Source organism: Pararhodonellum marinum (genome assembly GCF_015354735.1).
Classification (GTDB): domain Bacteria; phylum Bacteroidota; class Bacteroidia; order Cytophagales; family Cyclobacteriaceae; genus Pararhodonellum; species Pararhodonellum marinum.
This window is the reverse complement of the sequence record NZ_JACEFJ010000002.1, coordinates 677,183-690,060: the sequence shown is the minus strand read 5'-3', so window position 1 is coordinate 690,060 and position 12,878 is coordinate 677,183. Positions and strand designations below refer to the sequence as shown.

The window sequence follows — 12,878 nt, the reverse complement described above, 5'->3', positions numbered from 1 at the left end:
TTGCAATTGATTTGCTTTGGATAAAGCTCCCCTTCAAAAAGTATATTATTTCAACCGCATCCGCAGCACTTCACTGTCAGCAGTGATAAAAAGCCACTTTTCATCTGCGGAAAAAGCGCAGTTGGAAGTGGCTTCCCCTGTGGCAATTCTGGCTACCGGTTTGGCATTCATGTCAAACACCCATACACCTCCTGGCCCGGTAGCGAACAGGAACCCGGCACTGTGCACCTTCATGCCATCGGGCAGACCCGCATAACCTGCCTTGCCCACGAAAGAGGTCGCATCATAAAACAAAGTCCTGTTGTCCAACACCCCCGGTGCCAATACATCATACCGGTACCAAAGCGCGGCTTTTGGGTCAGAATTGGCGACTAGCAGGCTACTTTGGTCAGGAGAAAAAGCGATTCCATTGGGACGGCTCATGGTATCCAAAAACAACAGTTCACCATCGGTTTTCAGGCAATAAATGCCCTGAAAGTCAAGCTCCTTGGCCGGGTCATTCATATTCAATTCCAGTCCATAAGGCGGGTCGGTAAAGTAAAGGTTTCCGGCTTTGTCGTACACCGCATCATTGGGGCTGTTCAATCTTTTTCCCTGATAGCTGTCCACCAATGTGGTGAATTCAGCCTGCGGATCATCGAGAGCACTTTCCATCCTCGCCATCCGGCGGTCCCCATGCTGACACATGACCAGCCTGCCTTCCGGGTCCAGCAGCAAGCCATTGGCCCCCACCTCTCCGCCACGTGGTGTTTTACCGGTATATCCTGAGGGTTTCAGGTATAGGCTGCTTACTCCATCCCTGACCTGATAGATGGCATTGTTGGGAATATCGGCAAAAAGCAAGGTATTCGATTCTTCCAGCCACAAGGGCCCTTCCGTCCATTCATGTCCTGAGGAAATGATTTCCGGTTTCGTATCCGGATCAATCAATGACAAAACCTTATCGTCAAACATCTCGATATGAGCATCTTGCTTGATTTGAGGTCCTGCGGGCTGACAGGCTTGATAAAATAAGGTCAAAACAAGGAAATAAGGCAGGATTCTTTGCATAAGCTGGGTTTTATGGTGATGGATTCGACTAAAATAAATATTATTGTGGGGATTGGCTACCTGCATCTGTCAATTAACCTTAATTTTTGATCAATGAATGGCTTGATTGGTTTTATTGATATCGAAGTTGATCCCCAAAGCGGGAAAATTTTCGATTATGGGGCCATAAAGTCTGATGGCAGCAGCTTTCATTCCGGAGACTTTGACGATTTTTCAAAATTTATTTTAAACACAGACTTTGTCTGTGGCCACAATATCCTCGATCATGATCTTGAATTTCTCCGGCAAAAAGGGGCAGTGTTTGGCAAGGTGATGGATACGCTTTATCTGTCCCCACTCCTGTTTCCCAAACAACCCTATCATCACTTGGTCAAGGACGACAAGCTTCAGACGGACAGCCTTAACAATCCCTATCATGATGCGCTAAAAGCCAAGGATCTTTTTTTTGATGAGCTCAGTGCTTTCGAATCCCTGGATTCAGAAATTCAGGATATTTACCATGCCCTTCTCCATGATAAAGAGGCCTTTAAAGGGTTTTTTGAGTTTTTGGATTTCAGGAGATCCGTGGATCATCCAGCTCAATACATCCGGGAAAAATTTGAAGGATTGCTCTGCATCAATGCCAATCTGGAAAGGATGGTGGAAAAGCATCCCCTGCCTTTGGCGTATGCACTCTCCCTGATCCACGGGGGGGACCGTTTTAGCATTACTCCACCATGGGTACTTCGGCAATTTCCCGAAACCGACCGCTTGATGACCTTGTTGAGAGGCCGACCATGCTTACAGGGTTGTACCTTTTGCAATGAAAAACATGATGTACAAATGGGCTTGAAGGAGATTTTTGGTTTTGACCGATTCAGGTCTTACGGTGGTGAGCCTTTACAGGAAAAAGCCGTTCAGGCTGCGGTGGATGGAAAATCCCTTTTGGCCATTTTTCCTACCGGAGGAGGAAAATCCATCACTTTCCAATTGCCTGCCCTGATGGCTGGCAGAAATGAAATGGCCCTTACAGTGGTCATTTCTCCTTTGCAGTCTCTGATGAAAGATCAGGTGGATAACCTTGAGACGTTGGGAATCACCGAAGCGGTTACCATCAATGGCTTATTGGATCCTATCGAAAGGGCCAAATCATTTGAAAGAGTGGAAGAGGGATCTGCCTTCCTCTTGTATATCTCACCCGAATCCCTTCGCTCCAGATCCATTGAGCGGCTTTTACTGGGCAGGAAAATCAACCGATTTGTCATCGATGAGGCCCATTGTTTTTCTTCTTGGGGACAGGACTTCAGGATTGATTACCTGTATATCGCAGATTTTATCAAATCCCTGGAAAAAAAGAAAAAACTGCATGACCCCATCCCCGTTTCCTGCTTTACCGCCACTGCCAAACAAAAGGTCATAGAAGATATCCGGAGTTATTTCATGGAAAAGCTTTCCCTGAACCTCGATATTTTCCGTTCTACGGTTTCCCGTACCAATTTGACCTTTGAAGTGGTGGAAAGGAACAAAGAGGAGGATAAATATGGCGCCCTCCGGGATTTATTGGAGGCCAAGCAATGCCCCAGTATCATCTATGTCTCTCGGACTAGAAAGGCATTTCAACTGGCAGAAAGACTGATCAAGGACGGTTTCCAGGCCAGGGCTTATCATGGTAAAATGGATAAATCGGAAAAGTCCGCAAACCAAAACGCCTTCATAGCCGGAGAGGTGGACATCATGGTGGCCACTTCTGCATTTGGTATGGGCGTAGACAAAAAAGATGTGGGTTTGGTGGTGCATTTTGAAATTTCCGATTCCCTGGAAAATTATGTTCAGGAAGCTGGCCGGGCCGGCAGGGACGAAAATATCGAGGCGGATTGCTTTGTCCTGTTTGACGAGGAGGACCTCAGCAAGCACTTTATCCTGCTCAATCAGACCAAACTCACCCTCAAAGAAATTCAACAGGTGTGGAAAGCCATTAAGGAATTGACCCGCTACCGGAGACAGGTGTCCAACTCCGCCCTGGAAATTGCCCGGAAAGCTGGCTGGGATGACTCCATTCTGGATATAGAAACCCGGGTGACCACAGCGATTGCTGCCTTGGAAGATGCAGGCTACCTCAAAAGGGGCCAAAATATGCCCCGGATTTTTGCCAGCAGCATTCAGGCCAAAACCGCACAGGAAGCCATCAACAAAATCGATGCATCTACCCTTTTTTCCGAGAAGCAAAAGGAAAAAGCGGTTAGAATCATCAAAAAACTGTTTTCCTCCAAAAGCAGGCAAAAAAATCAGGATGAAGAGGCGGAAGCCAGAATCGATTACATCGCTGACCATTTGGGCATCGTCAAAGAAGAGGTGATTGAAATCATTCAACTGCTTAGGCAAGAGAAGATTCTGGCAGATGCCAAAGATCTAAAAGCCTTTGTACGGAAATCCGAAAAGGTCAACCGTTCCTTGGATATAGTGGATGCTTTTGGTCTATTGGAGAATTTTTTGCTTGGTCAGTTTTCCCAAAAAACGGACGTTTACAACCTCAAAGCCTTAAATGAATCCGCAGAACACGAGGGATTGCAGGACGTAACTCCGGTGCGGATCCGCTCAGTCCTCAATTACTGGGGCATCAAAAATTGGGTCAGCAAGAGGTTTTCCAAAACCTCCAAAAACCATGCAGAACTGAAGTTGAATCTGCCCCTGGAAGTCCTGAAAGAAAGGTTCAGAAAAAGGCACGAGCTGTCCAAATTTATCATTCAATATCTCTTTGAACATGCCAAGAGAGCTGAATCTGAAGGGCCACTCTTTTCAGAAGAAATGCAAGTGGATTTTTCAGTTCAGGAACTCAAAGAGGGCTTTGAATCTTCGAGTGACCTTTTTGTAACGGAATGCACTTCTGCTGAAGTGGAGGATGCCCTTTTCTACCTCTCCCGCATAGAATCCCTGAAAATCGAAGGCGGATTTTTGGTCTTGTACAACAAGCTTACCATCGAAAGGACAGTGGAGGACAACAAGACCCGGTACAAGCAGGATGATTACCAAAAGCTGGAACGGTTTTACGAAAACAAAGTGCAACAGATCCACATCGTAGGGGAATATGCCAAAAAGATGATTGCCGATTACAGGGAGGCACTGCGGTTTGTGGAGGATTACTTTCAAATGAATTATCCTGCTTTTCTCAACAAATATTTCAAGGGCAACAGGCAGCGGGAAATCAGTCAGAACATCACTCCTGCCAAATTCAAAAAGCTTTTTGGGGAGCTTTCCCCTTCACAGCTGAAAATCATCAAGGACCAAAATTCCAAGTATATCGTGGTGGCCGCAGGCCCGGGCAGCGGCAAAACGCGGATCCTTGTACACAAATTGGCGGCCTTGTTACTGATGGAAGATGTCAAGCAGGAACAGTTGCTGATGCTTACTTTTTCCCGTGCGGCGGCAACGGAATTTAAAAAGAGGCTGATGGAGCTCATTGGAAACGCAGCCCTTTATCTGGACATCAAGACCTTTCATTCCTATTGTTTTGACCTGTTGGGGAAAATGGGGACGCTGGAAAAATCCGGAGAAATCATCGCTCAGGCCACCACCCTTGTCCGGGAAAACAGGGCAGAAGTGAAGGAAATCACCAAGACGGTCCTGGTCATCGATGAGGCCCAGGACATCAGTGCCGAAGAATTTGCCTTGTTGGAAGCCTTGATGGAGCAAAATGAGGAAATGCGGGTCATCGCAGTGGGAGACGATGATCAGAACATTTATGAATTCCGGGGATCAAGTTCCATTTACCTCGAAAAGTTCATCACGGAAAAAAAGGCCATCAAATATGAATTGGTGGAAAATTTCCGAAGCAAGGGCAATCTGGTGGACTTTACCAACCAATGGGTGGAGACCATTGACCATAGGCTGAAGCATACGCCCATCATGGCAAGGGACCAAAGCCCCGGTGAACTCAGGCTGACCAAACATGCCGGAGATTTTATGGTCAAACCCATGGTGGAGGAGATTTTATCCACAGACCTGATGGGCACTGTAGGGGTCCTGACCAAAACCAATGAAGAGGCCCTCAAAGTAGTCAGCTTACTGCTGCAGGGGGGACTTCCTGCAAGTTTGGTGCAGAGCAACGATCTATTCAACCTGCTACAACTCTACGAAGTGAGGACATTTTTCAAGGCACTTAGGTTACAGCCAAGTGAATCTACCATTTTGGAAGAAAAGTGGATTCAGGCCAAACAGGTCTTGAAAAAGGAGTTTGGAGGCAGTAGCACTTTCGAATGGATCAGCAACATGTTGGAGGACTTTGAGAAAATCTACCCAAAAGTCAGGTTCAAAACCGATTTGGAGACCTTTATATCCGAATCCCGAATGGAGGATTTTTATAGGCATTCTTCTGATAGCATACTTGTATCCACCATCCACAAAGCCAAGGGCAGGGAATTTGACCAGGTCTTTCTGATGTTGCAGCAAAGGCAGGTGAAGGAAGACAAAGAAAAACGGCTCTTGTATGTGGGCATGACAAGGGCCAAAAGCCTGCTGTCCATTCATTGTCAGGGGCAGTATTTAGACAACCTGAAAGTACCTTCCATAAAATTCAAAGCAGAGACCAACCCATTTGAGGATACCGACAAATTGGTCTTACCACTTACCCACAAAGATGTGTTTTTGAGTTTCTTCCATAGCCGACAGCGACTGATTTCCCAACTCAGACCAGGGATTACTTTAAGGTACCAGGATTATGAATGTTTCAATGCCCAAGGCCATGCGGTCCTGCGGTTTTCAAAAGCTTTTTGCAAGACCCTTGATGACCTTGCTGTTAAAGGCTACCATATTCAGAAAGTCAGCGTAAACTGGCTGGTTTATTGGAAGGATTCCGATACTGAACGGGAGGCATTGGTGGTGTTGCCGGAGGTGGTTTTGGGGAGGAAGGGGGATGGGGACAATTTTGATAACCATGATACCAAGTAAAGCTTGCCAGGTGAAAAAAAGGTTCGAGTAATACATAAGAAACCTATGGTCAAGGGTGAGGAATCACAGCGTGCGATGAGGTCACTGAGATCAAAAGCTTGGGAATGGGGACTATCAAATCGGCAAGCATTTCCCTTCCCCTGACCTGGAGATATCTGAGAAAAAACCGGCACTTGAAGGCAAGGTTTATCCATGATCCTGTTTGCCCTCTTTTTCAGCATCTACACTTCATCTATGATTTTTAAAGGTGCTTCTGTAAGCCTAAAAGAAGCCGTCGCCAACATGGCCACCATCAATGCCCTTGGCATTGCCCGGCTTGTAGGAAGTGTATTTATTCTCCCTTGCCTGGTTTATTTGATTTACAGTTTTCAGAGGAGGCCGATTTATGTGATGAGGGGGAAGGAATAGACCAGGAGGTGTTATCTTAGCAAAACAAATCGTCTGAAATAATATTAGCCTAGATTAATACTGTTTCATTTTTTTGAAATTGATATTAATATTCGTATCATTGTTTTGTGTAATCTAATTTATTGTTTGCCTGTGAAATATTCTGAGCTTGAGCGAAAACTTAAAAAAAATGGCTGTTATCAAGTCGAAGATGAAGGGAGGCATCCCATCTGGTTTAGCCCTATTACCGGAAAGGAATTTCAAACATCCCACCACAAAAGCCAAGAAGTAAAAAAAGGCACACTGAATGCGATCTTAAAAGATGCAGGAATCAAATGAAAGCCAGGCATTAGTCAACATTCAATAATTAAAAATTGTAAAATAAAAACCGTGAAAAATGGAAGTCAAAGTGAAAATCGAAAGAGGAGATGATGGCACTTATGGTGCATATATTGAAACCAACAAGCTTCCTTATGGTATAATCGGTGAGGGAAATACCGCCAATGAAGCGATACAGGATTTCTTGAATTCATACCAAGAAATGAAACAACATTATATGAGAAAAGGAAAAGCATTTGTTGAAGCTCAATTTGAGTTTGTCTATGATGTTGCTTCCTTTCTGAATTACTATAGTAAAGTCTTGACCCTTGCCGGCTTGGAGAAAATCACAGGTATAAACCAAGGACAATTAAGCCACTATGTAACCGGACGCCGAAAACCCGGAAAGAAAACCGTGGAAAAAATAGAACAGAATCTGCATCGGTTTGCTGATGAATTGAAGGAGGTGGGGTTTTTGTGAAATAGGTGTTTTATGTTGGATCAATATGTTTAAAAAACTTTTCGTTAAATTAGAATTAAACTTTTAAACCGGGAATTTTTATGAGAGATGAAATCTTTTCCAACATCAGCAACCAAAGCCCGTTGATATTGATTGCCCATTTTGTTTTCCGGACCCTGAAACAGAATTGATCACCGAATCCGCCACCGCCTTCGCCATTTCCGACAAGTACCCAGTGAATCCCGGCCATACCCTTATCATACCCAAGCGGCATGTGGATAATTATTTCGATCTTACTTTCCGCGAACAGTCCGCCTGTGTGTTTATGCTCAATTTTGTCAAAGAGTTGCTTCAAAAAAAGTATAATCCGGATGGCTTCAATATTGGCATCAAAATAGGCACTGTCGCAGGTCAAACCATCCCCCACACCCATATCCACCTGATTCCCCGTTATCAAGGAGATGTGGATAACCCTTTCGGAGGAGTTCGAGGGGTGGTGCCGGAAAAGAAGGATTATCCATCTTCTAAAAAGTAAATCACACGCTCAATTAACATTTTGTAAATTTATACTTCCTCATGGAAGTATCTGTACGGTCTTTTTTTCTAGTAGGCAAATAGAAAACTAAATAGGACCTTCATCGAATCTCACAATGTATCTGAATTTGATTCAATATATCCATACCTCTTATTTGGTTCAGGAAGCAATCACCTTCACCGATGAGCAATCGCCTTCTTGGTGATGTAATAACCCAACAGGCCGGAAAGAAAAGAGGCCAACAAGATCCCCATCTTGGCCTGTTCGAGATAAACCTGATATTCGAATGCCAGGGAGTTGATGAACAGGGCCATGGTAAAGCCAATCGCTGCCAGAAATGAGGCTCCCAATACCATCTTGGCATTCAGGTTCTCAGGCATTTTGTACCAGCCCAGTTTCAGCCCCAGCATGGACAGGCCAAAAATCCCGATCAGCTTGCCGACCATCAAGCCCAAGATGATCCCCATGGATACCGGACTGGAGATCATTTCCGCAAAATTTCTGTCTATCACCACGCCGGCATTGGCAAGGGCAAAAATGGGCATCACCACAAAAAGCACAAAGCTGTGCATGCTGCGCTCCAGCCTTTGCAGGGGAGAGATGGAATCATAGGAAATGCGTTGGATTTCTCCGATGATGTTTTCTTCATTGGGAGAGAGCAAATAGACTTCTTTCTCGGACTTCCCTGCCACTTTGAATTGTTCCATCAGGTGATTGAGGTCTGCCAAATACTTGTCCTTGTCTATGGCCCTTGTGGCCGGAATGGCAAAGGCCACCAATACCGCGGCAATCGTGGCATGGACCCCTGACAACAAAAAGGGTAACCACACCCCTACAATCCCAATAATGGCAAAAACAAGCACGTCTCTAACCCCCAATTTGCTGAGTAAAAACAACAATCCCAAAAACACTCCCGCTATCACCAGATTAAATACAACGATTTCTGAAGTGTAAAAAAGTGCCACTACTGAGACTGCCCCGATGTCATCTATGATGGCCAAGGCAGTGAGAAACACTTTAAGCTGTATGGGCACCTTGGGACCCAAGAGATAAAGTACCCCCAGTGCAAAGGCAATATCTGTGGCCATCGGAATTCCCCAACCGTTAAGCGATTCAGCTGAACCTTGACTGTTGACAAAATAGTACACCAAAGCCGGTAAAATCATTCCACCTGCCGCACCCACCATGGGCATGACAACATTTTTAGGGTTAGAAAGCTCCCCAGCTATAATTTCCCGCTTGAGTTCTAAGCCTATCACAAAGAAAAAAATGGACATCAGACCGTCATTGATCCATAGTAGCATGGTCTTGTACACCGCAAAGTTGCCAATGGTAAAACCAACTGTTTTGTATAAAAATGCCTGGATATGTTCATGGGCAGGGGTATTGGCCAATACCAAGGCCATGAAGGCAGAAAAAAACAACAAATAAGAACTAAAGGAGCTCTTTTTGACAAACTGAAGGATTGGGTTGAGCGCTTTTACATCGTTTTTCTTGGTTTCCATAGGAGGAGGTTGTTAGATAAAACTATTGTTAGGAAATTGAATATTTGACTTTTCAACTTAAATATATTACCCTTATGGACCCACCTTAAACCCCTAAATTACTGCACCATCCAATCCAAAAGTACCAGTTCACTTTTTTGAATATGCTAAACGAAAGAAAATTTAAATTAACGGAAACATTTTTGATTACAAGCAAAATAACCAATAAAAATTTGTCCCAATCAGCCAATAATCAAATAAAATGAGCAAAAATCACTCATTTACCAAAATTATTCTTCTGTAGCTAAAAAAACTCAGTGCTCCATTGTCTCCCACTTCCAAAACAACATGCAGGTCCTGCCCGGGGTTGAGCTTGGGCATTTCAAAGACCAGTTCTTCACCCTGGGGATTGTGAAATTCCAAATCGCCATTAAACTTTCCTGCCTGCTTGTAAACCCATCATTTGTACCGCAGTTGATGCCCATCCGGAACAAAGGTTTCTTTGGCGGAAAGTTGTACTTTATTTCCTGCTTTCACTTTCCCTTTTGCCAAGTCTTTTCTTTCATTTTTGTTCAGCACAATGATCGGGTTGTGGTTGGCATCTGCCTTGGAATTAGCCACGGTCCAGTCCATTCTGACAGCTAAGTCATGTTGAAACGCCTTCCTTCACCTCCAGATGGTCGCCTGAATCGAAACTACACCGATGAGCAATCGCCTTTTTGATGATAAAATATCCTAGCCATCCTGAAATAAAGGAAGCTGACAAAATACCCATTTTGGCTTGCTCCAGGTAAATATGGTTTTCAAATGCCAGAGAGTTGATGAACAAGGCCATGGTAAAGCCAATCGCTGCCAAAAAGGACGCCCCCAAAACCATTTGGGTATTCAGGTTTTCCGGCATTTTGTACCAGCCCAGTTTCAATCCCAACATGGACAGGCCAAAAATCCCGATAAGCTTGCCAACCATCAAACCTACGATGATGCCTAGGGATACGGGACTGCTAATCATTTTCGCCCAATCGCTTTCTATCTCTACGCCCGCATTGGCGAGGGCAAAAATGGGCATTACCACAAAAAGTACCAAACCATGCATGTTGCGCTCCAACCTTTGTAAGGGTGAGATGGAATCATAAGATATGCGTTGGATTTCTCCGATGATAGCCTCCTCTTTAGGGGAAAGCAAGTAAATTTCTTTCTCTGATTTTTTTGCCTTTTTGAACTGTGCCATGAGCTGTTTGAGATCTTCCAGATATTTTTCCTTATCTATGGCCCTAGTGGCAGGGATGGCAAAGGCCACCAAAACTGCTGCAATAGTGGCATGGATCCCTGATAAAAGAAAAGGTAACCACACCCCGATAATCCCGATTACCGCAAAAACAAGAACATTTCTGACCCCTAGTTTGCTCAACAAAAACAAAAATCCCAAAAAAACCAAGGCCACGGCCAGGTTAAATACCGAAATTTCAGAAGTATAAAAAATAGCCACCACTAAAACAGCCCCTATGTCGTCAATAATAGCCAATGCAGTCAGAAACACCTTGAGCTGTATGGGCACCTTGGGACCCAAAAGGTACAACACCCCTAATGCAAAAGCGATATCAGTGGCCATCGGTATACCCCAACCGTTAAGCGATTCAGCCGACTCTTGGTAATTGAATAGGTAGTAAATCAAGGCAGGTAAAACCATACCTCCTATAGCCGCGACCATGGGCATGATGATGTTTTTGAGATTGGATAATTGGCCTGCTTTAATTTCCCGTTTAAGTTCTAAACCTATGACAAAGAAAAAAATGGACATCAATCCATCATTGATCCAGAGCTGCGTGTTTTTATACAATTCAAAATTGCCTATGGTGAAGCCTATTGTTTTGTACAAAATTGCCTCTATGTAGACATTGGCTGGGGTATTGGCCAATACCAACGCAGAGAAAGCAGAAAAAAACAACAACAAAGAACTAAAGGAGCTCTTCTTAACATACTTTAAAATAGGTTGAAGGCCATTTGAATTGTTTTTTAATAATTCCATACCAGTAGGAAGTTTTGAAATACAATAATTAGAAGTCTGTTTGATATAATATCCTTTTCAAATTTTACTTGAGTTGTGCTTATAGACCCTCCATTATCCCCAAATATTATCACACTTTCTTATCCAAAAGCATCAGTTTTTTTTGATACGTGGATTTTATAAAATGGATTAAAAAAAAATTACCCTCCTTTTAAAGTAGGAGGGTTTTTTAGTAAAAAAACCTTATTAAATCATTTCCGAATCTTTCAAAAACCCAAAAACTATTTACTCATTGGTCAGAATGATTCTTCTATAACTGAAAAGTCTCGGTGCTCCATTGTCTTCCACTTCCAAAACAACATGCAGTTCCTGCCCGGAGTTGAGCTTGGGCATTTCAAAGACCAGTTCTTCACCGTGAGGATTGTGAAATTCCAAATCGCCATTAAACTTTCCTGCCTCCTTGTAGACCCACCATTTGTACCGCAGTTGATCTCCATCCGGATCAAAGGTTCCTTTGGCGGAAAGTTGTACTTTTTTTCCTGCTTCTACTTTCCCCATTGCCAAGGCTTTTCCTTCATTGCCATTCAGCACTATGATGGGGTTGTGGTTGGCATCTGCCTTGGAATTAGCCACGTTCCAATCCATTCTGGCAGCAAAATCATGCTGGAATGCCTTTCTCCACCTCCAGATCGTCGCCTGATTGGAAGCTTCCTTTCTGCCACCGGGCAAAGTCACTTCATCCTGGGTATCTATGGAGGAGGTCCAGATCTTATCCACTTCACCATAGGATTTCCAAAGTTCATATCTACCTGCCCAGCCTCCATAGGTCGGGCTTTTGTACCAAGCCAAACCATTGTTGATCAAACCTATAAATGAAGGTGTATCTCCTTCCATTATGTATTCAACGTGCAGGTAATTTGCCCCTAATGGCCCATGGTTTTCCATGATGTTTTCCTTGAGCCAAGGGTTGTCCACCAATTCAAAATCGAGCATGGGCCCGTTTTTGTACCAGCGGTCTCCTCCTATCCCTGTCCAGGTGGCCTTGTAATATTCCCGCCAGTTGTCCCCGGCACTTGCATCGACGATATAGAAAATTCCGGGAAAATTATGCCTGACCCATGGACCTGCAAAATCCTGATCCGATATGGTATATACCCTCAGTTTGTCTACAAATGTCTTGACCTCAGTCTCGGATCGGGTGTTTTTTACTTTCCAAAGTGCCTGTGCCAGACAGTTGGCCCCTCCCCAGACCGACACCCATAGTGGGCGCTCGTCTGCCTTGTCCACGGCTTTGATCAAAAGCTCTGAACCCGGTGAATCCTTGCCTTCACCTACCCCATCCATGCTATAAAGTGGCAAATGCTCAGTGGTAATGCCCAATAGATAATCCATGCTAGGAAATCCATTTGCATGTTTGTCCAGATTGGCTTTTACTTCTCCGTAGTTCCTGACCAGATCTTCGATTTTATCTTTCCGGGTTTGGTTTCGGAGGTGGGTGGAAGTGGTGGCCACTATGCCTTCGATGTCATACTCATTGGCATAGACCAGAAATCTAACCAGGGATTGCTGATCATCAGGTTCATTGGTGATGTCTGTAAGTACAAAGACCCGTTGCTTGACGGGTTCTTCAAATGTAAGGGGAGTTTGGGCCAAAGTAAGTCCCTGCCAAAATAAGAGTAGTACTGCTGCAATATATTTTTTCATGATTGGTTTGGA

Annotated in this window: 10 protein-coding genes and 1 pseudogene; 5 read left to right on the top strand and 6 right to left on the bottom strand. The window is 44.2% G+C overall.

The features are described from left to right. Window positions 1-45: 45 nt before the first annotated feature. Window positions 46-1,050 carry an SMP-30/gluconolactonase/LRE family protein gene (locus tag H1A14_RS06780; RefSeq protein WP_194775451.1) on the bottom strand — a complete coding sequence of 335 codons (1,005 nt, stop codon included), beginning with the start codon at window positions 1,048-1,050 and terminating at the stop codon, window positions 46-48. A gap of 93 nt (window positions 1,051-1,143) precedes the next feature. Between H1A14_RS06780 and H1A14_RS06775 the strand changes: the two genes are divergently transcribed. From H1A14_RS06775 to H1A14_RS06755, 5 genes are all read left to right on the top strand, one after another. Beyond that, window positions 1,144-5,973: a RecQ family ATP-dependent DNA helicase gene (locus H1A14_RS06775; protein WP_194775450.1), complete on the top strand. Its 4,830-nt coding sequence runs from the start codon at window positions 1,144-1,146 to the stop codon at window positions 5,971-5,973. Window positions 5,974-6,165: 192 nt separating this feature from the next. Continuing rightward, window positions 6,166-6,381: a hypothetical protein gene (locus tag H1A14_RS06770; RefSeq protein ID WP_194775449.1), complete on the top strand. Its 216-nt coding sequence runs from the start codon at window positions 6,166-6,168 to the stop codon at window positions 6,379-6,381. Between the two features lie 132 nt (window positions 6,382-6,513). Further along, a complete protein-coding gene (locus H1A14_RS06765) occupies window positions 6,514-6,699 on the top strand; it encodes a type II toxin-antitoxin system HicA family toxin (RefSeq protein ID WP_194775448.1) in 186 nt (61 codons plus the stop codon). A 58-nt stretch (window positions 6,700-6,757) separates the two neighbouring features. Further along, window positions 6,758-7,159: a helix-turn-helix domain-containing protein gene (locus H1A14_RS06760; RefSeq protein WP_194775447.1), complete on the top strand. Its 402-nt coding sequence runs from the start codon at window positions 6,758-6,760 to the stop codon at window positions 7,157-7,159. Between the two features lie 166 nt (window positions 7,160-7,325). Then, window positions 7,326-7,673, top strand: a complete 348-nt coding sequence (locus tag H1A14_RS06755) for an HIT family protein (protein ID WP_228527623.1) — start codon at window positions 7,326-7,328, stop codon at window positions 7,671-7,673. Window positions 7,674-7,849: 176 nt separating this feature from the next. On the opposite strand, the gene nhaA (H1A14_RS06750) is transcribed toward H1A14_RS06755, so the two are convergent. The 5 genes and pseudogenes from nhaA (H1A14_RS06750) to H1A14_RS06735 form a co-directional block, all read right to left on the bottom strand. Further along, window positions 7,850-9,178, bottom strand: coding sequence for a Na+/H+ antiporter NhaA (nhaA, locus tag H1A14_RS06750; RefSeq protein ID WP_194775446.1), 1,329 nt, complete (start codon window positions 9,176-9,178; stop codon window positions 7,850-7,852). Between the two features lie 252 nt (window positions 9,179-9,430). After that, a pseudogene (locus tag H1A14_RS23405) lies at window positions 9,431-9,604 on the bottom strand (hypothetical protein); the annotation flags it as partial. A 12-nt stretch (window positions 9,605-9,616) separates the two neighbouring features. Continuing rightward, on the bottom strand, window positions 9,617-9,790 hold the full coding sequence (locus tag H1A14_RS06745; protein WP_194775445.1) for a hypothetical protein: 174 nt from the start codon (window positions 9,788-9,790) through the stop codon (window positions 9,617-9,619). Between the two features lie 13 nt (window positions 9,791-9,803). Then, window positions 9,804-11,183, bottom strand: a complete 1,380-nt coding sequence (nhaA, locus tag H1A14_RS06740) for a Na+/H+ antiporter NhaA (RefSeq protein ID WP_194775444.1) — start codon at window positions 11,181-11,183, stop codon at window positions 9,804-9,806. 264 nt (window positions 11,184-11,447) lie between these two features. Then, the gene (locus H1A14_RS06735) at window positions 11,448-12,866 is read right to left on the bottom strand and encodes a DUF1593 domain-containing protein (protein ID WP_194775443.1); all 1,419 of its coding nucleotides are present in this window, start codon (window positions 12,864-12,866) and stop codon (window positions 11,448-11,450) included. Window positions 12,867-12,878 lie beyond the last annotated feature (12 nt).

Coding starts and splice junctions, on each gene's coding strand:
- nhaA (WP_194775444.1), bottom strand. CDS start 11,183: ATGGAATTATTAAAAAACAATTCAAATGGCCTTCAACCTATTTTAAAG.
- nhaA (WP_194775446.1), bottom strand. CDS start 9,178: ATGGAAACCAAGAAAAACGATGTAAAAGCGCTCAACCCAATCCTTCAG.
- H1A14_RS06745 (WP_194775445.1), bottom strand. CDS start 9,790: ATGGACTGGACCGTGGCTAATTCCAAGGCAGATGCCAACCACAACCCG.
- H1A14_RS06780 (WP_194775451.1), bottom strand. CDS start 1,050: ATGCAAAGAATCCTGCCTTATTTCCTTGTTTTGACCTTATTTTATCAA.
- H1A14_RS06775 (WP_194775450.1), top strand. CDS start 1,144: ATGAATGGCTTGATTGGTTTTATTGATATCGAAGTTGATCCCCAAAGC.
- H1A14_RS06770 (WP_194775449.1), top strand. CDS start 6,166: ATGATCCTGTTTGCCCTCTTTTTCAGCATCTACACTTCATCTATGATT.
- H1A14_RS06735 (WP_194775443.1), bottom strand. CDS start 12,866: ATGAAAAAATATATTGCAGCAGTACTACTCTTATTTTGGCAGGGACTT.
- H1A14_RS06760 (WP_194775447.1), top strand. CDS start 6,758: ATGGAAGTCAAAGTGAAAATCGAAAGAGGAGATGATGGCACTTATGGT.